The 23,036-nt window shown below is 53.8% G+C and carries 18 protein-coding genes; 12 read left to right on the plus strand and 6 right to left on the minus strand.

The window, feature by feature from the left end:
- Positions 1–242 precede the first annotated feature (242 nt).
- Positions 243–1,592 carry an NCS2 family permease gene (locus ACP3TC_RS01085; RefSeq protein ID WP_313854198.1) on the plus strand — a complete coding sequence of 450 codons (1,350 nt, stop codon included), beginning with the start codon at positions 243–245 and terminating at the stop codon, positions 1,590–1,592.
- Positions 1,593–1,814: 222 nt separating this feature from the next.
- Complete coding sequence (locus ACP3TC_RS01090; RefSeq protein ID WP_313854196.1) at positions 1,815–3,464, plus strand: Na+/H+ antiporter; 1,650 nt, start codon at positions 1,815–1,817, stop codon at positions 3,462–3,464.
- A 37-nt stretch (positions 3,465–3,501) separates the two neighbouring features.
- Here ACP3TC_RS01090 and ACP3TC_RS01095 read toward each other — a convergent pair whose 3' ends face one another.
- Positions 3,502–4,404: a LysR family transcriptional regulator gene (locus ACP3TC_RS01095; protein ID WP_313854195.1), complete on the minus strand. Its 903-nt coding sequence runs from the start codon at positions 4,402–4,404 to the stop codon at positions 3,502–3,504.
- A gap of 104 nt (positions 4,405–4,508) precedes the next feature.
- On the opposite strand from ACP3TC_RS01095, the gene ACP3TC_RS01100 reads away from it, so the two are divergent.
- The 3 genes from ACP3TC_RS01100 (at position 4,509) to ACP3TC_RS01110 (ending at position 6,291) form a co-directional block, all read left to right on the plus strand.
- Complete coding sequence (locus ACP3TC_RS01100; RefSeq protein WP_313854193.1) at positions 4,509–4,934, plus strand: CidA/LrgA family protein; 426 nt, start codon at positions 4,509–4,511, stop codon at positions 4,932–4,934.
- Positions 4,927–5,625 (plus strand): LrgB family protein, encoded by a 699-nt coding sequence (locus ACP3TC_RS01105; RefSeq protein WP_426817348.1) that lies wholly within the window; start codon positions 4,927–4,929, stop codon positions 5,623–5,625. Before ACP3TC_RS01100 ends, ACP3TC_RS01105 begins: the two co-directional genes overlap by 8 nt.
- 123 nt (positions 5,626–5,748) lie before the next feature.
- Positions 5,749–6,291 carry a YfaZ family outer membrane protein gene (locus ACP3TC_RS01110; protein WP_426817349.1) on the plus strand — a complete coding sequence of 181 codons (543 nt, stop codon included), beginning with the start codon at positions 5,749–5,751 and terminating at the stop codon, positions 6,289–6,291.
- 59 nt (positions 6,292–6,350) lie between these two features.
- On the opposite strand, the gene ACP3TC_RS01115 is transcribed toward ACP3TC_RS01110, so the two are convergent.
- The 3 genes from ACP3TC_RS01115 to acs all read right to left on the minus strand — a co-directional run bounded on the left by ACP3TC_RS01115 (position 6,351) and on the right by acs (position 10,448).
- The gene (locus ACP3TC_RS01115) at positions 6,351–8,012 is read right to left on the minus strand and encodes a cation acetate symporter (RefSeq protein WP_426817350.1); all 1,662 of its coding nucleotides are present in this window, start codon (positions 8,010–8,012) and stop codon (positions 6,351–6,353) included.
- Positions 8,009–8,320, minus strand: a complete 312-nt coding sequence (locus ACP3TC_RS01120) for a DUF485 domain-containing protein (protein WP_313854188.1) — start codon at positions 8,318–8,320, stop codon at positions 8,009–8,011. Before ACP3TC_RS01120 ends, ACP3TC_RS01115 begins: the two co-directional genes overlap by 4 nt.
- Before the next feature lie 172 nt (positions 8,321–8,492).
- Positions 8,493–10,448, minus strand: coding sequence for an acetate--CoA ligase (gene acs / locus ACP3TC_RS01125; RefSeq protein ID WP_313854187.1), 1,956 nt, complete (start codon positions 10,446–10,448; stop codon positions 8,493–8,495).
- A 524-nt stretch (positions 10,449–10,972) separates the two neighbouring features.
- Here acs and gltP point away from each other — a divergent pair.
- From gltP to ACP3TC_RS01155, 6 genes are all read left to right on the plus strand, one after another.
- Entirely contained in the window at positions 10,973–12,271 is a 1,299-nt protein-coding gene (gene gltP, locus ACP3TC_RS01130; RefSeq protein WP_313854186.1) for a glutamate/aspartate:proton symporter GltP, read from the plus strand.
- 169 nt (positions 12,272–12,440) lie between these two features.
- On the plus strand, positions 12,441–13,349 hold the full coding sequence (murQ, locus tag ACP3TC_RS01135) for an N-acetylmuramic acid 6-phosphate etherase (RefSeq protein WP_313854185.1): 909 nt from the start codon (positions 12,441–12,443) through the stop codon (positions 13,347–13,349).
- A 2-nt stretch (positions 13,350–13,351) separates the two neighbouring features.
- Positions 13,352–14,791: a PTS N-acetylmuramic acid transporter subunit IIBC gene (gene murP / locus ACP3TC_RS01140; protein ID WP_426817351.1), complete on the plus strand. Its 1,440-nt coding sequence runs from the start codon at positions 13,352–13,354 to the stop codon at positions 14,789–14,791.
- Between the two features lie 268 nt (positions 14,792–15,059).
- Complete coding sequence (locus tag ACP3TC_RS01145) at positions 15,060–16,604, plus strand: methyl-accepting chemotaxis protein (RefSeq protein ID WP_426817352.1); 1,545 nt, start codon at positions 15,060–15,062, stop codon at positions 16,602–16,604.
- A 174-nt stretch (positions 16,605–16,778) separates the two neighbouring features.
- The gene (locus ACP3TC_RS01150) at positions 16,779–17,426 is read left to right on the plus strand and encodes a Qnr family pentapeptide repeat protein (protein ID WP_313854182.1); all 648 of its coding nucleotides are present in this window, start codon (positions 16,779–16,781) and stop codon (positions 17,424–17,426) included.
- A 123-nt stretch (positions 17,427–17,549) separates the two neighbouring features.
- Complete coding sequence (locus ACP3TC_RS01155; RefSeq protein WP_426817353.1) at positions 17,550–18,314, plus strand: AraC family transcriptional regulator; 765 nt, start codon at positions 17,550–17,552, stop codon at positions 18,312–18,314.
- Here the strand turns inward: ACP3TC_RS01155 and leuA are convergent.
- Positions 18,306–19,988 (minus strand): 2-isopropylmalate synthase, encoded by a 1,683-nt coding sequence (gene leuA / locus ACP3TC_RS01160; RefSeq protein WP_426817354.1) that lies wholly within the window; start codon positions 19,986–19,988, stop codon positions 18,306–18,308. The two genes, ACP3TC_RS01155 and leuA, sit on opposite strands and share 9 nt — an antisense overlap.
- 151 nt (positions 19,989–20,139) lie before the next feature.
- On the opposite strand from leuA, the gene ACP3TC_RS01165 reads away from it, so the two are divergent.
- A complete protein-coding gene (locus tag ACP3TC_RS01165; protein ID WP_426817355.1) occupies positions 20,140–21,783 on the plus strand; it encodes a dihydroxyacetone kinase subunit DhaK in 1,644 nt (547 codons plus the stop codon).
- 12 nt (positions 21,784–21,795) lie between these two features.
- Here ACP3TC_RS01165 and sbmA read toward each other — a convergent pair whose 3' ends face one another.
- A complete protein-coding gene (gene sbmA / locus ACP3TC_RS01170; protein WP_313854178.1) occupies positions 21,796–23,031 on the minus strand; it encodes a peptide antibiotic transporter SbmA in 1,236 nt (411 codons plus the stop codon).
- Between the last annotated feature and the right edge of the window lie 5 nt (positions 23,032–23,036).

Raw genomic sequence — 23,036 nt, forward strand, 5'->3', positions numbered from 1 at the left:
AAATGTCGTCATTTAACCGTAAACAGCAGTTGAAAATCCGTCATTAAAGGCAGGATAATCGTTTGCCTTTTAAATCGGCGCACTCAGTGCGCCTTTTATCTGGCCGGCGAAGTAAACGTTTGCTTATTCGCTTATAGGGTAATAACAGCTTTTATGTCGGGAAGTGTGTTTCCCGCCACCAGGGTGCGACTGATACGCGCCATGCATGAATACATCATAAGAAATCTCAGGGGATATTCTCTATGTCGACTCCTTCACGTCAGGCCAGCGGTTCTTTCGACGCCTGGTTTAAAATCTCTGCGCGCAACAGCAGCGTGCGTCAGGAGGTTTTAGCTGGCCTCACGACCTTCCTTGCCATGGTTTATTCGGTGATTGTGGTGCCGGGTATGCTGGGCAAGGCAGGCTTTCCGCCAACCGCAGTGTTTGTTTCAACCTGTCTGGTTGCCGCTTTTGGCTCCATTATTATGGGCTTATGGGCTAATTTGCCGATGGCGATTGGCTGTGCAATTTCACTGACCGCTTTTACTGCTTTCAGCCTGGTGCTGGGCCAGCAGATCAGTGTGCCAGTGGCGCTGGGCGCGGTATTCCTGATGGGGGTGCTGTTTACCATTATCTCGGCGACCGGTATCCGCTCCTGGATATTGCGTAATATGCCGATGGGCGTAGCGCATGGAACCGGAGTCGGTATCGGCCTGTTTCTGCTGCTGATTGCTGCCGACAGCGTGGGTCTGGTGGTGAAAAATCCCGCGCCGGGTCTGCCGGTGGCATTGGGTGACTTCGCCTCATTTCCGGTTTTGCTGTCACTGATCGGCCTCGCGGCAATCTTTGGTCTGGAAAAACTGCGTGTACCGGGCGGAATTCTGCTGACGATTATTGCGATATCAATCATCGGGTTGATCTTCGATCCAGCGGTGAAATATCAGGGGCTGTTTGCGATGCCAAGCCTGAGCGATGCCGAAGGCAACTCGCTGGTGTTCAGCCTTGATATTCTCGGCGCACTGAAACCGGCGGTATTACCTACGGTACTGGCACTGGTGATGACCGCGGTGTTTGACGCCACCGGCACCATCCGTGCGGTAGCGGGCCAGGCTAATCTGCTGGATAAAGACAACCAAATTATTAACGGTGGAAAAGCGCTGACGACTGACTCGGTCAGCAGCATCTTTGCCGGTCTGGTTGGTTCATCGCCTGCGGCGGTGTATATCGAGTCCGCAGCCGGCACCGCGGCGGGGGGTAAAACCGGCCTGACGGCGATTGTCGTTGGCCTGCTGTTTATGCTGATTCTGTTTATGTCGCCGCTGGCCTACCTGGTTCCGGCTTATGCCACCGCACCGGCGCTGATGTATGTTGGTCTGCTGATGCTGAGCAATGTCTCAAAGATCGATTTCGGCGACTATGTTGATGCCATGTCCGGCTTGCTGTGCGCGGTATTTATCGTACTGACCTGCAATATCGTTACCGGCATCATGCTGGGCTTTGGTGCGCTGGTGATTGGCCGTATCTTTGCCGGTGAGTGGCGCAAGCTGAATATCGGTACTGTGGTAATTGCCGTAGCGCTGATTGCTTTTTATGCAGGCGGCTGGGCGATTTAATCAGTGATGAGGTATGGGGAACGGATGCCCCAGCGAAATATTCTCTTTTCCGCTACATCACGCCATATTTCGGCGTTTTTACGCCAGAATCGTCTCTAATTTCCCTGACCGCACGTCCTGTTTTTAAACGGTTTGCCTTTTTGTTTTACAATTCCTTCAGGCATGTTGTTCCCCATGCCTGTATTTATCACGCCTGTTGGAAGAAGAGGCTTCAAGGAAAGCATGGAAATATTCTTTACAATACTGATTATGACGCTGGTGGTTTCACTATCCGGTGTCGCTGCACGCATAATTCCGTTTCAGATCCCCTTACCGCTGGTGCAAATCGCCGCCGGTGCACTGTTAGCCTGGCCAAATTTTGGCCTGCATGTGGACTTCGATCCTGAACTGTTTTTAGTCCTGTTTATTCCGCCGCTACTGTTTGCTGACGGCTGGAAAACGCCGACCAGTGAATTCCTGCATCATGGCCGCGAAATAATCGGCCTGGCGCTGGTGCTGGTGTTGATCACCGTGGTCGGAATCGGCTATCTGATTTACTGGATGGTGCCTGGCATTCCACTGATTCCGGCATTTGCGCTGGCGGCGGTGCTGTCGCCGACCGATGCGGTGGCGCTTTCCGGCATTGTCGGAGAAGGGCGAATACCGAAGAAGATCATGTCGATTCTGCAGGGCGAGGCGCTGATGAACGATGCCTCTGGCCTGGTCTCGCTTAAGTTTGCCGTCGCAGTGGCGATGGGCACCATGGTGTTTACCGTTTCAGGTGCCAGCGTCGAATTCCTGAAAGTAGCGATTGGCGGCCTGCTGGCGGGTATTGCCGTCTGCTGGTTGTTTGGTAAATCATTGCGCCTGTTCAGCCGTCTGAGCGGTGACGATCCGGCAACGCAAACCGTTTTGCTGCTGCTGCTGCCGTTTGCCTCTTATCTGATTGCAGAACACCTTGGGGTTTCCGGCATTTTGGCGGCAGTGGCTGCCGGTATGACCATCACCCGCTCTGGCATTATGCGTCAGGCACCGTTAGCGATGCGACTGCGTGCCAACAGCGTCTGGCAGATGCTGGAGTTTGTGTTTAACGGCATGGTGTTCCTGATGCTTGGTCTGCAGTTACCGGGCATTCTGGAAACCTCGGTGGCAGAGGCTCAGGCCGATCCGAACGTCCAGCTGTGGATGCTGTTTACCGATATCGTGTTGATCTACGCGGCGCTGATGATTGTGCGTTTCGGCTGGTTGTGGATTATGCAGCGTCTGAGCCGTCGGTTTATGACCAAACGCCCAATGGAGTTCGGCAACTACTCAACGCGTGAGTTATTGATCGCGTCGTTTGCCGGCGTGCGTGGTGCAATTACCCTCGCGGGTGTGCTGTCGATTCCACTGCTGCTGACCAACGGTGATGATTTTCCGGCGCGTTATGAGCTGATTTTCCTCGCTACCGGCGTGATTCTGTTCTCGCTGTTTGTCGGGGTGATTTTGCTGCCGATTCTGCTGCGTGGTGTCGAGGGCATTGATAAGTCAGCCCATCGCCATGAGATGCAGAATGCCCGTGCCGCGATGGCGGGGGTGGCGATCGAAAGCCTGCGTAAAATGGAAGAGCGACTGGCCGTTGATACCGAAGAGAATATTGATACCGAGCTGCTGAAAGAGACCAGTGCGCGGGTTGTCGGCAATTTGCGTCGGCGTATCGACGGTAAAGAGGATGCAGAACGCGCACTGTTTGCGGAAAACCTTGAGCGTCGCTTCCGCTTAACCGCGCTGCGTGCCGAGCGTGGCGAGGTTTACCACCTGCGTGCGACGCAGCAAATCACTAATGAAACCATGATGAAGTTGCTGCACGATCTCGATTTGCTGGAAGCATTGCTGATTGAGAAAGAGGAGTAACCGGCATCCTTCCACAGGGGAGGCGAGAACGCCTCCCCTATACCGATAATCTCGGTGCTTCACCCGGCCAAAACTCACGGCAACAGTGAATCCACGCCTGCGCACTGCGCGACAGATAGCTGCCTTCTCGCCAGATTAACCCCAGTTTCCACTCCATATCCGACTCCAGCGGCAACCACAGTAGCGATTGCTTATCCAGCCGCTGACAAATTGGCTCCGGTAACACCGCCACGCCCATGCCCGCCTGCACCATTGCTGCCAGAAAATCCCACTGACCACTGCGCACCGCAATTTTCGGTGTGAATCCGCTGCGCTGAAAAGCCTGCATCAGCTGACGGTTAAGTGAAAACTCCTCGTTAAAAATCAGAATCTGATGTTCGGCCAGTTCAGCCAGCGCAATGCTGCTGCGGTTCAGCCACGGTGCGCTGCGCGGCACCAGCACGCAGAGTGGATGACTCATTAGCGGCAGAGTGTTTAACGGCAGATCCTCTGCCAGCGGCAGCGCGGTCAGCGCTAAGTCGAGACTGCCGGACAGCACCGCTTGCTGCACGGTAAGCCCACCGAACTCTGAAATTTTCAGTTCAATGCCCGGATAACGCTGACGAAAGGCGGAAATCGACCCCACGATCTGCATACCAACCATTGGCGGAATGCCGAGACGCAGCTCGCCGGTTTTCAATTCATTAATATCGCCAATCTCGGTTTCCAGCTGTTTAAATTCCTGCAGGATGGTCAGACCGCGCTGATACACCGCTTGTCCGGTATTGGTCAGATGCAGTTTGCGGCCTTCGCGTACCAGCAGGGTGCAGTCCAGCTCCTCTTCCAGTTGACGCAGCATTTTACTGATGGTCGGCTGGGTCACATACAGCTGCTCTGCTGCACGGGTAAAGCTTTGCTGACGCACCACTTCGACGAAATAGCGTAGGGCTCTGACATCCATGATGTATTCCTTTTGTGCATAGTTTCGATAATTTTAATTCATTTCTTTCACCCTTTGTCAGAGATTTATACTGACTGCATTAACTACCTGAAGGGGAAAGAATCATGGCGTTGGCACTACACCCGCACACGGCGGGGCGGCTGCAACGTTTACAGGTGCCGCTGCAGGTGGCGCTGTATGCCGGGATGTTTATCGCCTCAGAACGGCTGGTAGAGTGGCTGCATCTGCCGTTACCGGCCAATATCGTCGGCATGCTGCTGCTGTTGGCGCTGATTATGCTGCGGGTGCTGCCGCTGAACTGGGTAAAAGCCGGTGCAACCTGGCTGCTGGCGGAAATGTTGTTGTTCTTTGTGCCTGCGGTCGTGGCGGTGGTTAATTACTCACAGTTGCTGCGCGTCGAAGGCTGGCGCATCTTTCTGGTGATTGCCATCAGCACCACGCTGGTGCTGGCTGCCACCGCGCTGGTGGTCGACCGCGTTTACCGCTTCGAAATCTGGTTGGCACAGCGTAGGCAGGCACGTCATGAATGATTTTATTCTCAGTATGATTTGCCTGATCGCGACGCTGTTGATCTATTTCCTCAACAAACGCCTGTACCGGCGCTGGCACAAACTGCTGCTGATGCCGCTGGTGATGACGCCGATGCTGCTGGTGACACTGCTGATTATTACGCATATTTCGTGGCAGAATTATATCGGCGAGAGCCGCTGGTTGCTGTGGCTGTTGGGCCCGGCAACGCTGGCATTTGCCGTGCCGGTTTACGAAAATATGGCGATTATCCGCCGTCACTGGATGTCGCTGACTGCCGGCGTGATTACCGCTACTACTGTTGCGGTGTTTAGTTCGGTATGGCTGGCGCGTTTGCTGACGCTGCCAGAAGAGATCCAGCGCAGTCTGGCGGTGCGCTCCATTACCACGCCTTTTGCACTGGCAGCAGCGAAACAGCTGGGTGGCCAGCCTGACCTGGTGGCGCTGTTTGTGGTGATCACCGGCGTATTTGGGATGGCGATTGGAGACATCCTGTTTTTACGTCTGTCCGTGAAGCAGGGGCTGGCGAAAGGCGCAGGTTTAGGGGCTGCATCACACGGTGCCGGAACAGCAAAAGCCTATGAACTGGGTCAGCAGGAAGGCGTGGTTTCCAGCCTGGTGATGATGCTTTCAGGGGTGGTGACGGTGATTATCGCACCGGCAATTGGTCATTTGATGTGGGCAACGTTGTAACGTTAGTAAGTAGTCGCTTACCTTTAATACTTTAAAAGTAGTGTATATCTGCTTGTTAAAGCGTTTTTTTTTCGTTTACCATCCATAATCTGAAAGTAAGCCAGTTGAAAATGGAGTCTGGTAGTGAAAAAAATTATTTTAGGCAGTGGCGTTGCAATGTTGATGTTAGCCGGTTCAGCACAGGCTATTGAGGGCTCTGTTCAGGTTGGTGAGCGCTTCACTAACATGAGTGTTGGACTGGGAACCACCACGCCAGGCCTGAGCCTGTCCGGTAACTGGTTGCGCAGTGATCATGACGGTAATGTATCCGGACTTGGCCTTGGTTATAACATCGGAATTGGCTCGGTATTTCTGTCACCTGGCGTGAAAGCGATGTATATCAGCCCGAAAGATACGAAAGACGGTTATTCAGTGGCGGTCGGTGGTGGCGTGCAGGTGCCGGTAACCAATATGCTGGGCGTATATGGCGAATACTATTACTCACCAGAGTCCTTCTCCAGCCGTATCGATCGCTATCAGGAAGCTTCCGCTGGCGTCAGCTTTAGCCCAATCACTCTGCTGGATGTGCGCGTAGGTTATAAATACCTGGCGATGGACGGCAAAAATGGTCGTAAAGACAATGTGTTGGCAAATGGCCCGTATATGGGTGCCTCCCTGCGTTTCTAATCACTCGGATGTGATTAACAGATTTAAGGCCGGGCAAATTGCCCGGCCTTTTTTATCACTTAATGTGACTTGCTGCTCTGCTCAATGCCAACACCGGTCTGTGAACGAACAAACTGATCGCGGAAACGCAGGCGCTCCTGCGCCCCCCCTGCTGACTTATCGGTTACCGAGAACAACCAGCATCCGATAAATGCCGCCAGCATGGAGAACAGCGCCGGGTATTCATAGGGATAAATCGGTTTTGCGTTGCCCAGCACCTGGACCCAAATGGTTGGGCCGAGAATCATCAGAATGACCGCCGTCAGCAATCCTGCCCAGCCACCAATCATCGCGCCGCGCGTGGTCAGCTTAGACCAGTACATCGACAGCAAAATAATCGGGAAATTACAGCTGGCTGCAATGGAGAACGCCAGACCGACCATAAAGGCGATGTTCTGCTTTTCGAACATAATGCCCAGCAGAATGGCGACAATCCCCAGAACCAGGACGGTAATTTTAGAAACTCTCAGCTCCTGACGTTCCGAAGCCTGTCCTTTACGGAACACGCTGGCATACAGGTCATGAGAGACCGCAGAAGCACCAGCCAGCGTCAGGCCAGCAACCACCGCCAGAATGGTGGCGAAGGCAACCGCTGAGATAAAGCCAAGGAACAGACTGCCGCCGACCGCATCGGCCAGATGCACCGCGGCCATATTATTACCGCCAATCAGCACACCAGAAGCATCTTTAAAGTCCGGATTAGCGCCGACCAACAGAATCGCGCCAAAGCCGATAATAAAGGTCAGGAAGTAGAAATAGCCCATAAAGCCAGTGGCGTACAGCACGCTTTTACGCGCTTCACGTGCATCGCTGACGGTAAAGAAGCGCATCAGGATATGCGGTAAACCGGCGGTACCGAACATCAGACCAAGGCCAAGTGACAACGCCGAGATCGGATCGTGCACCAGCCCGCCCGGCCGCATAATTTCCTGGCCTTTAGGGTGCACCGCCATTGCTTCGGTAAACAGTGTGTTAAAGCTAAAGCCGACGGTCTTCATCACCATAATGGCCATAAAGCTGGCACCGAACAGCAGCAGTACCGCTTTAATGATTTGCACCCAGGTCGTTGCCAGCATGCCGCCAAACAGTACATACAGCACCATCAGAATACCAACCAGCACGACAGCGATGTGATAGTCGAGGCCAAACAGCAGCTGAATGAGTTTACCGGCACCGACCATCTGAGCGATCAGATAAAGTGCAACCACCACCAGTGAACCACAGGCCGACAGGATGCGAATCGGTGTCTGTCTCAGACGATAGGAGGCAACATCGGCAAACGTATAGCGGCCGAGATTGCGCAGCCTTTCAGCAATTAAAAACAGAATAATTGGCCAGCCAACAAGGAAACCCAGTGAATAGATCAGCCCATCGTAGCCGGAGGTATAAACCAGCGCAGAAATGCCGAGAAAAGAAGCGGCAGACATAAAGTCACCGGCCATCGCCAGACCATTCTGAAAGCCGGTAATATTGCCGCCGGCGGTGTAATAGTCGCTGCGTGAACGGGTGCGTTTCGAGGCCCAGTAAGTAATCCCTAAGGTTGCGGCGACAAACACCAGAAACATGATAATCGCTTCATAGTTGGTCGACTGTTGTTGAACTTCTCCGGTCAGGGCGTCGGCGGCGAGTGCCGCGAGTGGCAGCAGCGTCAGTGCTGCTAAAGCTGCATAACGCGCTTTCATCCTTTTACCTCACTGAGAATCTGTTGAGTCAGGCGATCAAATTCGCCATTGGCGCGCCAGACATAAATGGCGGTGAGCACAAATGAAATAACGATCAGGCCGACGCCCAGAGGAATTCCCCGCGTAACATTGGTTCCTGCATACAGCGGTGTACCAAGCCAGCCGGGAGCAAAGGCAATTAACAGAATAAAACCGACGTAAAGCACCAGCATAATCAGGGAAAGTGTCAGGGCGAAGGCCTGGCGTTTGTGCACCAGCTCTTTGAAACGCGCACTGTTTTCTATCCGTTGATAAATGACGTCATTCATCACAGCATCTCCAGAGTAAGAGGCGCGGGCTGCCACATTGAGTGCGGGCGGTGCGCACCCTCTGCTGGCGGCGCGCTATCCGGACTCAGACTGCCTGTGACAATAACGCCCGTGGTATTGAGGTGTTTTTATCATTATTTTTCAGGCCGGGGCGTCCTGCCCCGACTACAGCTTACGGCATCTTAATGGTTTGTTTTTCTTCAACTAACTTCTCAACCACTCCAGGATCGGCGAGGGTTGAGGTATCACCAAAGTTACTGGTGTCACCGGCAGCAATTTTGCGCAGGATGCGACGCATAATTTTGCCAGAGCGGGTTTTTGGCAGCGAATCGGTCCAGTGCAGCACATCGGGAGTGGCGATGGGGCCAATCTCTTTACGCACCCAGCTGCGCACTTCGCTGTACAGCTCTGGCGTTGGGTCTTCACCGTGGTTCAGCGTGATATAGGCATAAATTGCCTGGCCTTTGATGCTGTGCGGAATACCGACCACTGCCGCTTCGGCAATCTTGGGATGAGAAACCAGCGCCGATTCGATTTCGGCAGTGCCCAGACGGTGACCGGAAACATTCAGCACGTCATCGACGCGCCCGGTGATCCAGTAGTAACCCTCTTCGTCACGACGCGCACCGTCGCCGCTGAAATACATATTTTTAAACGTGGAGAAGTAGGTTTGCTCAAAGCGTTCATGATCGCCGAACAACGTGCGTGCCTGGCCGGGCCAGGAGTCGACAATCACCAGGTTACCTTCGCTGGCACCTTCCTGAGGATTACCTTCGTTATCGACTAATGCAGGCTGCACGCCAAAGAACGGCTTAGTGGCCGAGCCGGCTTTCAGCTCGATAGCGCCCGGCAGCGGGGTAATCATGAAACCACCGGTTTCGGTTTGCCACCAGGTGTCGACGATCGGACAGCGGCTGTCGCCAATTTTTTGGTAGTACCACTCCCAGGCTTCCGGATTAATCGGTTCGCCGACCGAGCCCATAATGCGCAGCGAGGAACGGTGAGTACCTGCAATCGCCCGATCCCCTTCGGCCATCAGCGCACGGATGGCGGTAGGTGCGGTATACAGTATGGTAACGTTATGTTTATCAACGACTTCTGCCATGCGGCTCGGCTGCGGCCAGTTTGGCACCCCTTCAAACATCAGCGTGGTGGCACCGCAGGCCAGCGGGCCATACAGCAGATAGCTGTGGCCGGTGATCCAGCCGACATCGGCGGTACACCAGTAGATATCTTCCGGGTGATAATCAAACACATACTTGAAGGTGGTCGCGGCATACACCAGATAACCGGCGGTGGAGTGCAGTACCCCTTTCGGTTTGCCGGTCGAACCCGAGGTATAGAGAATAAACAGCGGGTCTTCCGCGTTCACTTCTTCAGGCTGATGATGCGAGCAGGCGCTGTTCATCAGCTCATGCCACCAAAGATCGCGCCCATTGTGCCACTCGATATCTTTGCCGGTGCGTCTGAACACCACCACATTACTGACGGTTTTAACGCCAGGATTTTTCAGCGCGTCATCGACATTTTTTTTCAGTGGAATCGTACGTCCGGCACGAATACCTTCATCGGCAGTCACCACCAGTCGCGCGCTGGAGTCGATAATACGTCCGGCAACGGCCTCCGGCGAAAAGCCACCGAAGATAACGGAGTGGACGGCACCGATGCGCGCACACGCCAGCATCGCCACCGCCGCTTCCGGCACCATCGGCATATAGATAGCTACCACGTCGCCTTTGTTAATGCCCAGTTCTTTTAATGAATTGGCAAAGCGGCACACTTCGCGATGCAACTCGCGATAGGTCAGAGTTTTACTCTCGCTGGCATCATCGCCTTCCCAGATAATTGCCGGGTGGTCACCACGTTCGTGCAGATGGCGGTCCAGGCAGTTCGCTGCGAGGTTAAGCGTGCCATCTTCAAACCAGCGAATACTCACGTTGCCCGGTGCGAAAGAGGTGTTCTTCACGCGGGTGTAAGGTTTAATCCAGTCAAGTATTTTGCCTTGTTCTCCCCAAAAAGCCTCGGGATCTTGTACCGACTGCTGATACATCGACTGGTACTGTTCTGCATTGATCAGGGTATTTTCCGCAATGTTCGCGGGAACGGGATGTTTGTGTATTTGGCTCATGGCTGGTCTCCTTGAAGTTGTTAATACTATGTCAACCAAAAGTTAATTAAAGATGGGGAGGCCGCTTTGTTTCTTTTTTGCGCGACAGATCACGTGAATAGTAAAAATTATGAAAATTCCATGATTATTACGTGCTTGCTACGTGCGAAAGGTGAGGATCTTCTGAGGTTAAGTGCAAGAAAGCTCCAATTGAACCGCTCAAAAAAACAGCAAACGGCACTGATTACTCTTTAAACAAATTTGCATATATATGCCGAAAAGGCATTAAATATTACTTTTTATTACAGAGAGTTAGGTTTTCGATAACTTATCAGCATTTAATCCTGTCAGGCAGGGTGAGTTTTGCACAAAGTCGCTAAGGGTTGCTTTTATGCCAATGAAAATGGTACTGATTACGCGCCTGTTATTCAGGCGTCAACCATCAATAACCCTCGATTCTATCGGACTATTGTCCGCCTCCCAAGAGTGTAAAACTTCCGCACGCTGCACGTGGAAGTGGGGTTTTGTTAAGGAAATTAAGCGTTATGAAAGGTGTAAAAATCAGCCTTGCCTGGCAAATTTTGATTGCACTGGTATTGGGGATCATCGTCGGAGCGATACTGCATAACCAGACGGAACAGCGTGAATGGTTAGTCACTAACTTTCTCAGCCCGGCTGGCGATATCTTTATCCATCTGATCAAAATGATCGTCGTGCCGATAGTGATTTCCACGCTGATCGTCGGTATTGCCGGCGTGGGCGATGCGAAAAAACTGGGTCGTATTGGCGTTAAAACTATTATTTACTTCGAAGTGATTACCACCATTGCCATCGTGGTAGGCATTACCCTGGCCAATGTGTTCCAACCTGGTAGCGGCATTGATATGTCGACGCTGGCAACGGTGGACATCTCTAAATACGAAGCGACCACCGAGCAGGTGCAGAGTGGTGCGCACAGCCTGGTGATTACCATCATGTCGCTGATTCCGACGAATATCTTCGCCGCAATCGCAAAAGGTGACATGCTGCCGATCATCTTCTTCTCGGTACTGTTTGGTCTGGGGCTGTCGTCTCTGCCAGCAGAACATCGCGATCCGCTGTTGAAAGTATTCCGTTCAACCTCAGAAGCGATGTTTAAAGTTACACATATGATTATGCGTTACGCACCTATCGGTGTTTTTGCGCTGATCTCGGTGACCATCGCTAACTTTGGTTTCGCCTCACTATGGCCGCTGGCTAAGCTGGTGATCCTGGTATACGCCGCGATTCTGTTCTTTGCCTTTGTGGTGTTGGGCACGGTGGCGCGCATCTGTAAGCTGCGTATCACTATGCTGATGCGTATCCTGAAGGATGAGCTGATTCTCTCTTATTCTACCTCCAGCTCGGAAACGGTGCTGCCGCGGATTATGGAGAAGATGGAGGCCTATGGCGCACCCAAGGCGATTACCAGCTTTGTGGTGCCAACCGGTTACTCGTTTAACCTCGATGGCTCCACGCTGTATCAGAGTATCGCGGCGATCTTTATCGCTCAGCTGTATGGTATTGAGCTGTCAATCGGCCAGGAAATTATCCTGGTGCTGACGCTGATGGTGACCTCAAAAGGTATCGCTGGCGTGCCGGGCGTCTCTTTTGTGGTACTGCTGGCAACGCTGGGCAGTGTGGGTATTCCACTGGAAGGGTTGGCGTTTATTGCCGGTGTTGACCGCATCATGGATATGGCGCGTACCGCGCTGAACGTGGTGGGTAATGCGCTGGCGGTGCTGGTTATTGCCAAATGGGAAGATCAGTTTGACACTAAGCAGGCGGAACAGTACGAGCTTTCGCTCCGAACCCAGAACGCTTAGTTAGCGAAAACCCGTCCTCCGGACGGGTTTTTTTTATCTTAATTTCCGCCAATTCCCTGCGTTATCTCTCAAAATCCCATCAAACTCTGCCGCTGAAATTTGTAATTCTTGTAATAGCCAAAATGCAGGAATAAATTATTCCTTTAAAGCCAGTCATCCGGGAATATTTATGAAAATTGATCTGAATGCAATGATTACTGAAGGTCGCAATCCGGCCAGCGAAAACATTGACGAATTGTCTACCGAAGCGATGCTGCGGGTGATCAATCAGGAGGATCAGAAAGTCGCGCTGGCAGTAGAGGCTATCGTGCCGGAAATTGCCCGTGCGGTTGATGCGATAGCAGCGGCATTTCAGCAGGGTGGCCGGCTGATTTATTCCGGTGCCGGTACTTCCGGACGTTTGGGTATTCTGGATGCAAGTGAGTGCCCGCCAACCTACGGAACTCCGCGTGAACAAGTGGTGGCGCTGATTGCCGGTGGCCATAAAGCGATTTTGCAGGCGGTAGAAAACGCGGAAGATAATCGTGAAATGGGAGTGGACGATCTGAAGGCGATCAATTTTAGCGCCAAAGATGTGTTGGTGGGTATCGCCGCCAGCGGCCGCACGCCCTATGTCGTGGCGGCCCTCGAGTATGCTCGCCAACTTGGCGCAACCACTGCTGCACTGACCTGCAATCCCGACAGTGAAATCGCCCGTATTGCCGATATCGCGCTGACGCCCGTGGTCGGCCCGGAAGTGATTACCGGCTCCTCGCGGATGAAGGCCGGCACCGCGCAAAAGCTGGTACTGAATATGCTGACCACCGGCGCGATGATCCGCAGCGGCAAGGTATATGGCAACCTGATGGTCGATGTGGAAGCCACCAATAAGAAGCTGATTCAGCGTCAGGTGAATATCGTGTTACAGGCCACCGGCTGTAGTGAGGCCGAAGCACAGAGCGCGCTCAGCGCCTGCGGTGGCCAGTGTAAAACAGCGATTCTGATGGTGCTGGCGCAGCTTTCCGCCGAAGAGGCGCAGGCATTGCTACGGCAGAATCATGGCTTTATTCGTCAGGCTCTGCGTCAGCAAGGAGCCTGACCATGGCGAAAATCACCCGTACGTTGATTGAGGCCATTTTACAGGCGGTCGGTGGCGCACAGAATGTGGCGGTGTGCGGCAACTGTATGACGCGGCTGCGCCTGACGCTGCATGATCAGACGTTAGTGCAGCAGGCAGAGCTGAAATCCCTGCCTGGGGTACTGGGTGTGGTGAACAGTGACGATCAGCTACAGGTGATTCTCGGGCCGGGAAAAGCGCAAACCGCAGCGGAGATGATGAACCTGCTACTGGCAAGCGACGATCAACCCGCCGCGCCGGATTTACAGGCGTTGGCTGCTGAGAATAAGCAGCAGCAGAAAGCCAGACAAAACAGCGGCATCCATCAGTTTCTGGCAAAATTCGCCACCATCTTTACCCCGTTAATTCCCGGATTTATCGCCGCAGGTATGCTGCTCGGCATCGCCACCTTACTGGAGCAGATTTTCCAGCTTAACAGCGCGGGTGAGCATAATGCGCTGCTGGTGCAGGCGGTGGGCTATATGAAAATATTCAGCAAGGGGCTGTTTACCTTTCTGAGTATTCTGATCGGTTATAACGCGCAGAAAGCCTTTGGCGGGTCAGGCGTCAATGGCGCGATTATCGCCTCGCTGTTTTTACTCGGTTATCAGCCGGATGCCACGGTAGGGTACTACTCAGGTATCGACAACTTTTTCGGCATGGTGATTGATCCGCGTGGCAGCATTATTGGCGTATTAATGGCGGCGATAGCCGGTGCGTGGATTGAGCGGCAAATCCGCAAGTGGATGCCGGACAACCTCGATATGATCCTGACCTCAATGCTGACGCTGATGATCACTGGCGCACTGACCTTTGTGGTGATTATGCCCATCGGCGGCGAGCTGTTTAAAGCCATGTCGTGGCTGTTTATCCACCTGAATGGCAATCCGTTTGGCTGCGCGTTATTAGCCGGATTATTCCTGCTGGCGGTGATGTTCGGTATTCATCAGGGCTTTATTCCGGTCTATTTTGCGCTGATGGATGCGCAGGGTTTCAATTCACTCTTTCCGATTCTGGCCATGGCCGGCGCCGGGCAGGTAGGCGCGGCGCTGGCGCTGTACTTCCGTTCGCAGCAGGGTTCGTTACTGCGCGCGCAGGTTAAAGGGGCAATTATTCCGGGGTTTCTTGGCGTCGGGGAGCCGCTGATCTATGGGGTGACCTTGCCGCGTGTTAAACCGTTTATTACTGCCTGTATCGGCGGAGCCGTCGGAGGATTCTTTATCGGCCTGGTCGCCTGGCTGGGATTACCGGTCGGATTAAACACTGTTTTTGGCCCTTCAGGGCTGGTTTCTCTGCCGTTAATGACCTCCGCACAGGGTATCTTCGCGGGCATGGCGGTGTATGCCGCAGGGATGGCGATTGCCTGGATTGCCGGTTTTGCCGCAACCTGGCTGTTTGGCTGTAAAAATGTCGATCTCAGTTAATCCATTTCTGGCGTAGCCCGTCTCCGGACGGGTTAACCCGGCGAAAACATCCATTTGATTTACTCTAAATCACACCTTAACTAACTCTGCTTACCACGTGGTTATCTCTGTTACTGCACTTTGCCTTTACTCCTTCATTAATAATGCTTCCGCTGATTACAAATATTTCTCTTATGGCTAAAGTTATCCTCCCGCGCAGCCGAAAATATAAAAAAAAGTAAACCATCCTGCCCTGTAAGCGATGTTCATTCCCTTAAGGACCCGATCGATGCGCAATAACCAGCCTGTAACGCAGCAAGAGTATGTGTTTGATAACGATGCGACTCTGATGTCGACCACCGATCTCAACAGCTATATCACTTACGCCAATGATGCGTTTATTGAGGTCAGTGGTTTTACCCCGGAAGAGATTAACGGTCAGCCGCACAATATGGTGCGCCATCCTGATATGCCGCCGGAAGCATTTGCCGATATGTGGTCGACGCTGAAACAGGGAGAGCCATGGACCGCTCTGGTCAAAAACCGCCGTAAAAATGGCGACCATTACTGGGTGCGCGCCAATGCCATTCCGGTGGTGCGCAATGGTCGCGTGCAGGGCTATATGTCAGTGCGCACCAAGCCGTCGGCGGAAGAGGTGCGGGAAACCGAACAACTTTATCGTCAGTTTCGTGAGGGAGGCAGCAAAGGTCGTCGTTTCCACAAGGGGCTGATTGTGCGCACCGGTATCATGCGCTGGCGCTCATTATTCAAAACGTTACCGCTGCGCTGGCGCATCCGGTCCACTCTGTTGGCGCTATTGCCGTGCAGCGTACTGGGCGTCTGGCTACTGGGGATGGCAGCCGGAGGGTTACTGGCATACACCGCGTTAATGGCGCTGATGCTGCTGCTGGCGGGTAGCTGGCTGGAGCATCAGGTATCGCGGCCAATTGAGCGGGTTTGTCAGCAGGCGCTAAGCGTGGCGACCGGCACCAGCCATAAAGTTGAGCAGATCGATCGGGTCGATGAAGTGGGTATCACGCTGCGCGCCATTGGTCAGCTGGGACTGATGTTCCGCTGGTTAGTGGATGACGTCAGTGGTCAGGCAATAAATGTGCTGAGCGCCAGCGACGCGGTTGCTCAGGGTAATAATGAACTGAGCCGGCGCACCGAGCAGGCGGCGGCCAATGTGCAACAAACTGCGGCCACCATGAACCAGATGACTGCCACGGTAAAAAGCAATACTGAGAGTGCCGCAGAGGTGAATAGTTTGTCGATTTCGACCAGTAAAGCGGCGGTGAAGGGCGGCGATGCGATGGGCAATATGGTCACGATGATGGCGGAAATTGCCGACAGTTCGCGAAAAATCGCCAATATTACCAGCGTGATTGACGGCATTGCCTTTCAAACCAATATCCTGGCGCTGAATGCCGCGGTTGAGGCCGCGCGTGCTGGCGAGCAGGGTAAAGGTTTTGCGGTGGTTGCTGGCGAAGTGCGTAGTCTGGCGCAGCGCAGCGCTACCGCCGCCAGCGAGATTAAAAACCTGGTGGAAACCAGCGCCTCGCGGGTGAAAACCGGCACTGAGCATGTCAACGATGCCGGTAAGACGATGGAAGATATTGTTTCTCAGGTGCAAAACGTGACCTCACTGATTGCGCAAATCAGCTCGGCGACGGCAGAGCAGGCCACCGCGCTGTCTGAGGTCAGCCTGGCGGTAGAGGATCTGGATAATATTACGCATCAGAATGCGGCACGCGTGCAGGAAGGTGCCGAAGCTTCCGACCGTATGGCACGGCAGGCGACCCGGCTGGTGGAAGCGATTAGCGTGTTTCGCTAATTTCGCAATTGGGCGGCACGCTTGTCGCCCTGATAGATTTAGGCCAATGTATCGACGATAAGGTACTATCCGCTCATGTTGGCTGCATCTTTGGTCAGTTGCTGGAAAGAACTGAACCGTTGATGCGCTCATCCACCTTAACGCGACAAGTTTATTAAAACGACAGGTATCACGATGGCAAAGTTAATCCTGCGCGATCAGAAGATCGCCGCCGATCGCTTCACCGGCGAGAAGATCGAACACGCGAGCTTTATTAACTGCGATTTTTCAGCGGCCGATTTAACCGATACGCAGTTTATTGACGTACAGTTTTATCATCGTGACAGCCAGTTGGGCTGTAATTTCAGTCGTGCAACGTTAAAAGATGCTGGCTTCCACAGTTGCGATCTGTCGATGAGCAACTTCAGCCACGCCAATCTGCTCGGAATCGAGATCAGAGATTCAATGCTGCAAGGTGCCGATTTCCGCGGTGCCAGCTTTATGAATTTCATTACGCCAAAGGTGTGGTTTTGCAGCGCATATATCACTAAAAGCAATCTCAGCTATGCCAATTTCGCCAATGTGGTGCTGGAAAAATGCGAGCTGTGGGAAAACCGTTGGCTGGGCACTCAGGTGATGGGGGCAAAATTCAGCGGTTCCGACCTCTCCGGCGGTGAGTTTTCCGCTTTTGACTGGCGCACGCTCGATATCACGCATTGCGATTTGACCCGCTCCTCGCTGGGCGAGCTTGATGTGCGTTACGTCGATCTCGAGGGCGTTAAACTCGACAGCAATCAGGCAGCAGCCCTGATGGAACGGCTGGGCATTCTGGTGGTGTCGTAACACAGCAATACACAGTGTGACACTATTTCATTGCTGGGTGCTCTGGCAGCTGACATACAGCAAAAGCGGCCGTCAGTTGCATTTATGCTATTGTTAATCAACATTGTTTCTGGAATCGCAGCCATGAGTGCCACGGCAAATTTTACCTTTACCACCCGCCCCCTGGTGCCTTATGCACATGATTACCTGCATGGTGCGGTTGAGCCTAAACATCAGCACAACTGCGCGCAGCTGATTCACACCCTGAGCGGCGTGGTACGGGTCGAAACGGCACAGGGCTACTGGATAGTGCCGCCAAGCCGGGGTGTATGGGTGCCGGCTGGCATAGAGCATGCGTTGCACATTACGAGTCAGGTCGCGGCGCGCGCGCTGTTTATCGATCCGCTGGCGCGTGCCGATTTACCTGCCAGTTGTCAGGTGGTTCAGATTTCACCGCTGCTGCGCGAGCTGATTATCAGTGCGCTGACGCTGTCGGAGGATTATCAGCCCGGCAGCCGCGATGAACGCATCTATGAGCTGATTCTGGATGAGATTCGGGTAATGCCAGAGTTACCTTTTCATTTACCGGAACCGACCAGCACCAACTTAACGCAGCTTTGTCACCAGGTACGGATGCGACCCGGTGAGAACTGGGCGCTGGAGCTGGCGGCTGAAAGGTTAAGCATCAGCAGCCGCACCCTGTCGCGCCATTTCAAACGCGAGACCGGCTTACAGTTCAGCGACTGGGTACGGCGCGCCAGGCTGATGGCGGCCCTGACGCGTCTGGCGCAGGGTGAATCAGTGCTGCGCGTTTCCCTCGATCTCGGCTACGAGAGCCACAGTGCATTCAGCGCGATGTTTCGCCGTATTCTTGGCGTCGCGCCGAGCGACTACTTTCCCCTAAAGTAAACCGTTTGCCTGCAAATGGTTCGACAGCGCATTTAGCAGGGCCTGCAGCGAGGCGCGGGAAACATCGCTGTCAATTCCGACACCCCAAGCGGACTGATTGTCACCAAAGGTACAGCGAATATAGGCTACCGAGCGGCTGTCGCTGCGCTGGCCGAGAGTATGCTCGTGATAATCCTGAATCGACAGATCCAAATCAAACGCCTGGCGTAGTGCATCCACCGCCCCTGACAACAGGCCATTACCACGACCACGCAGCGTTTTGCGTTTGCCATTCATCCGCAGATCGGCGCGGAAATCGAGCTGGCCGTTAGCCTGGCTCTGGCTGCTGTAATCACCCAGCGCCACCGGCATTGGATCGCGCAGACCATAAGCCTGACGGAACAGCTGCCAGATACTGGCCTGCGTCATCTCTTTACCGTGTCCGTCGGTTTGCTGCTGCACCCGGCTACTGAAGTCTTGCTGTAATGCGCGCGGTAACGTCAATCCATGATTCTGCTCAATCATCCATGCGGCACCACTTTTACCGGACTGGCTGTTGACGCGAATCACCGCCTCATAGCTGCAACCGATATCGGCCGGGTCGAGCGGCAGATAAGGCACTTCCCAGCGCGTCTCTGACTGTTGCTGGCGCGCCGCAAAGCCTTTCTTGATGGCATCCTGGTGCGAGCCGGAAAAGGCGGTAAACACCAGCTCTCCGGCATACGGATGGCGCGGATGAACGGGCAGCTGGTTACACTGTTCAACCACATCCACCACCTGTTTCATCTGGCTGAAATCAAGGCCTGGCGGTACACCCTGGGTATACAGATTCAGCGCCAGCGTCACCAGATCGACGTTACCGGTGCGCTCGCCGTTACCAAACAGGCAGCCTTCTACCCGGTCGGCTCCGGCCAGCATCGCCAGTTCGGCACAGGCAATGCCGGTACCGCGGTCATTATGTGGATGAACGCTGATGCAAACATCAGCGCGCCGCGTGAAGTGGCGGCAAAAATATTCAATCTGATCGGCATAGACGTTCGGCGTACTGACTTCGACAGTCGCTGGCAGGTTGATAATCATCGGACGCCCGGCGCACGGTTGCCAGATTTCGGCCACCGCTTCACAGATTTCGAGGGCGAAATCCAGCTCGGTAAAACAGAAGGTTTCCGGTGAGTATTCAAAGGTCCAGTGCGTATCCGGTTGATCTTCGCACTGTTGGCGAATCTGCTTCGCCGCGCTGACCGCCAGCTGGATAATCTCTGCTTTACTCTGACGGAACACCAGACGGCGGAAAACCGGTGCGGTAGCGTTATACAGGTGCAGAGTGGCGTTTTTTGCCCCTTGCAGCGCAGCAAAAGTGCGTTCAATTAAATCGCTTCGTGCCTGAGTCAGTACCTGAATCGACACATCCTCAGGTATGCGCTGCTCTTCAATTAACTGCCGGACAAAATTGAAATCGGTTTGCGAAGCGGAAGGGAAAGCCACTTCAATCTCTTTAAATCCGCACTGCAACAGCAGATCCCAGAACAGCAGTTTACGACTGCTGTCCATCGGTTCAGCCAGCGCCTGGTTGCCGTCGCGTAAATCGGTTGATAGCCAGCGCGGTGCGCGGGTCAGAGTATTTGAGGGCCACTGGCGCGCGTCCAGTTTTACCGGGGGGAACGGCAGATATTTTCCAGCGGGTTGCATCAACATGAATTTTTCCTGTTCGTGGCGTTTTCCTTATTGTTAATGAAAACCGACCCGACAATCTCACCGATAACTGACAATCACTAGCGCATAACTGACAGGACGATTTCAACTACAGTTAAGGATTGCGCTGATACAACATCATGGGAGGATTTCGATGAATCAGTTTTTTATGAATGACAAAAACCATTTGGTTAATGAAGCGATTGACGGGGCACTGTACAGCACGCCGTATCACAATCTGAGTAAGCTGGAAGTGGATGCCGATATTCGCGTTGTGGTGCGTAATGACTGGGATAAAAGCAAAGTTGCGCTGATCTCCGGCGGTGGTTCAGGGCACGAACCGGCGCACGTCGGATTTGTCGGTAAAGGGATGCTGACCGCAGCGGTATGTGGCGATATCTTCGCTTCACCGAGCGTCGATGCGGTGCTGACGGCGATTATTAATGTTACCGGCGAGGCGGGTTGCCTGCTTATCGTCAAAAACTATACCGGCGACCGGCTGAATTTTGGCCTGGCAGCGGAGAAAGCGAAAAAGCTTGGTTATCAGGTCGAACTGGTGATGGTGAAAGATGATATTTCACTGCCCGACAATCCGCAGCCGCGCGGTATCGCCGGAACTGCGCTGGTGCATAAAGTGGCTGGTTATGCCGCCGAGCAGGGGCAGTCACTGCAGGAAGTGACGCGTCTGGCAACTCAGGCTATTGAGGCCACGCACAGTATTGGGCTGGCGTTTTCCAGCTGTCATATTCCGGGTGAAGCGCGCGATGAGCGGGTGGGGGCCGGGAATAGCGAATTGGGTATGGGGATACATGGCGAACCGGGCGTATCGACGCTAAAAACGCAGAACAGTCGCGAAATAGTCGCGATCGTCACGAAAAAGCTGGCGGAAAAGCTGCCCGCTGATAAAAAAGTGGCGCTGCTGCTGAATAATCTTGGCGGCTTCTCCGCGCTGGAAATGGCGGTGCTGGCGCGTGAAACGCTGACATCACCGTTCGGCAAGCAGGTTACTCATCTGGTGGGACCGGCCACGTTGGTCAGCGCACTGGATATGAAAGGTTTTTCACTGTCGACAATACTGCTGGATCAACAGACACAAGCCGCATTACAGGCTCCGGTTGAGGCGTTTGGCTGGCAGCCGCTGGTGGCCGTACAGCCCCTTACGCCGCAGCCGGGTGAAAAAGCGACCACCCGACTCGACTATTCACCGTCGGAAAACCCCCAGGTTGGGCAGGTGGTGCGGATCATCTGCGAAACGCTGGTTGGGCTGGAAGGCGAACTGAACAAACTCGACGCCAAAGTAGGCGATGGTGATACCGGCTCCACCTTCGCGGCGGGTGCGGGTAAAATTCTCAAGCAATATCAGGCAAAAAAATTGCCGCTTAACCATCCGGAGCAGTTACTGACGCTGGTGGGTGAAGAGCTGGCGGTAGTCATGGGCGGTTCCAGCGGGGTGCTGATGTCGATTCTGTTTACCTCTGCCGGGCAGAAACTGGAGCAGGGCGAATCGCTGGCACAGGCGCTGCAATATGGCCTGGAGCGCATGAAGCATTATGGCGGCGCGCAGCCAGGCGATCGCACGATGGTTGATGCGCTGGAACCGGCATTTAACGCGCTGGCGGCAGGCAAAGATCTGGCAGCGGCCGCCAGTGCAGCACGCGCCGGAGCGGACGCCACCGCCGAAATGAAGGTGGCAAAAGCCGGGCGATCTTCGTACCTTAATCAGGACAGCCTGAATGGGGTGAAAGATCCCGGCGCCTATGCGGTTGAGCAGGTGTTTGCCGCGCTGCAGCAGCAGTAAGCGACGCGGCTATTAACCACTCTCCTCCAGCGTGTGGAGGAGAGTTTCATCCGCATTCAGCACCTGCTCGAAACTGCGCAGACGTTTGTAAATCGACATCAGTTCCACCAGCGTGGACCATGAAGTGATCAGATACTGAAACGAGGCGCGGACCTGATCAAATACATTGGTAATCTGTTGCAGCAGGCCCAGCGTAATGGTGCCGGCGATAATCGATGGAAACAAAACAAACAGCCCGAATACGTTGTCTACCTGCAGATACAGAATGCGGGTGATATTGAAATAGAGATAGTGAAAATAGAGGCGAAAATAGTTGAAGCGTACACGCTGGAACAGCTGTCCTGCCGTCAGCGGATCTGCACGCTGCGCGTTATCCTCGCCATAGACCAACTCTTTACGATAGGCCGCTTCCACCCGCTGATTACGAAACTCCAGCCCCGGCAATTTAATCCCTACCGCTGCCAGCAACCCGGTGCCGAATAGCGACCATAACAGCGCGGCAATCACCAGCGCATACGGAATATTGCCGAGGATCGGCACGCTTTCCACATGCTTTGACAGCGCCACCAGCACCGGTAAAAAAGCTATCAGCGTCATCACCGCCCGGATCAGATTAATGCCCCAGCTTTCCAGCGTGCTGGAAAAACGCATGGTGTCTTCCTGTACCCGCTGCGCTGCGCCTTCTATGTTGCGCAGCTGCTGCCAGTGCGCCATATAGTAATTATTCATCGCGCTGCGCCAGCGGAAAATCCAGTGGCTGATAAAAAACGCGTTAAGTACGCCAATCACTACCGCTATCAGTGCGATGCCGAGGAATGCAGCCAGCTGCTGGTAGAAAATGATGATTTTTATGGTATTGGGATGTGCCAGCGCGTTTTGAATCATGTCGTAAAATGGGCCATACCAGGCGTTGATGGCCACGCCCACCTGCACATCAAACCAGGTAACGAAAATAATCAGTGCGCTGCCGAGCACTGACCAGCGTTGCCAGCGATGTGGCCGATAAATAAACCACACCATTGCGAATAATCCGACGATTACCGCGTAGTAAAGATAGAACCACAGCTGAGAAGGCTGCACAAAGCGCCAGGCGTTGTCCGGTAAGGGTTTATCAGCGTATGAAGCAAACTGATGTAGCTGAAAAACCAGATGGTCGCCGCCATCGAACCAGCACAGGATCGCCATCAGGCTCCATATCGCTGCGCTGCTGAAAAACAGCGCTGGCCGGGGAAAGAAAGAGCTAAACATAGGCA

The sequence above is a fragment of the Winslowiella sp. 2C04 genome (assembly GCF_050037805.1).
Taxonomy (GTDB): domain Bacteria; phylum Pseudomonadota; class Gammaproteobacteria; order Enterobacterales; family Enterobacteriaceae; genus Erwinia; species Erwinia toletana_A.

What these genes read in the sequence shown, in the direction of transcription:
- ACP3TC_RS01100 (WP_313854193.1), top strand. Translation starts at nt 4,509, where the DNA reads ATGGCGTTGGCACTACACCCGCACACGGCGGGGCGGCTGCAACGTTTA.
- ACP3TC_RS01090 (WP_313854196.1), top strand. Translation starts at nt 1,815, where the DNA reads ATGGAAATATTCTTTACAATACTGATTATGACGCTGGTGGTTTCACTA.
- ACP3TC_RS01095 (WP_313854195.1), bottom strand. Translation starts at nt 4,404, where the DNA reads ATGGATGTCAGAGCCCTACGCTATTTCGTCGAAGTGGTGCGTCAGCAA.
- murP (WP_426817351.1), top strand. Translation starts at nt 13,352, where the DNA reads ATGGCGAAAATCACCCGTACGTTGATTGAGGCCATTTTACAGGCGGTC.
- ACP3TC_RS01120 (WP_313854188.1), bottom strand. Translation starts at nt 8,320, where the DNA reads ATGAATGACGTCATTTATCAACGGATAGAAAACAGTGCGCGTTTCAAA.
- acs (WP_313854187.1), bottom strand. Translation starts at nt 10,448, where the DNA reads ATGAGCCAAATACACAAACATCCCGTTCCCGCGAACATTGCGGAAAAT.
- leuA (WP_426817354.1), bottom strand. Translation starts at nt 19,988, where the DNA reads ATGTTGATGCAACCCGCTGGAAAATATCTGCCGTTCCCCCCGGTAAAA.
- ACP3TC_RS01085 (WP_313854198.1), top strand. Translation starts at nt 243, where the DNA reads ATGTCGACTCCTTCACGTCAGGCCAGCGGTTCTTTCGACGCCTGGTTT.
- ACP3TC_RS01165 (WP_426817355.1), top strand. Translation starts at nt 20,140, where the DNA reads ATGAATCAGTTTTTTATGAATGACAAAAACCATTTGGTTAATGAAGCG.
- sbmA (WP_313854178.1), bottom strand. Translation starts at nt 23,031, where the DNA reads ATGTTTAGCTCTTTCTTTCCCCGGCCAGCGCTGTTTTTCAGCAGCGCA.
- murQ (WP_313854185.1), top strand. Translation starts at nt 12,441, where the DNA reads ATGAAAATTGATCTGAATGCAATGATTACTGAAGGTCGCAATCCGGCC.
- ACP3TC_RS01105 (WP_426817348.1), top strand. Translation starts at nt 4,927, where the DNA reads ATGAATGATTTTATTCTCAGTATGATTTGCCTGATCGCGACGCTGTTG.
- ACP3TC_RS01155 (WP_426817353.1), top strand. Translation starts at nt 17,550, where the DNA reads ATGAGTGCCACGGCAAATTTTACCTTTACCACCCGCCCCCTGGTGCCT.
- ACP3TC_RS01150 (WP_313854182.1), top strand. Translation starts at nt 16,779, where the DNA reads ATGGCAAAGTTAATCCTGCGCGATCAGAAGATCGCCGCCGATCGCTTC.
- ACP3TC_RS01145 (WP_426817352.1), top strand. Translation starts at nt 15,060, where the DNA reads ATGCGCAATAACCAGCCTGTAACGCAGCAAGAGTATGTGTTTGATAAC.
- gltP (WP_313854186.1), top strand. Translation starts at nt 10,973, where the DNA reads ATGAAAGGTGTAAAAATCAGCCTTGCCTGGCAAATTTTGATTGCACTG.
- ACP3TC_RS01115 (WP_426817350.1), bottom strand. Translation starts at nt 8,012, where the DNA reads ATGAAAGCGCGTTATGCAGCTTTAGCAGCACTGACGCTGCTGCCACTC.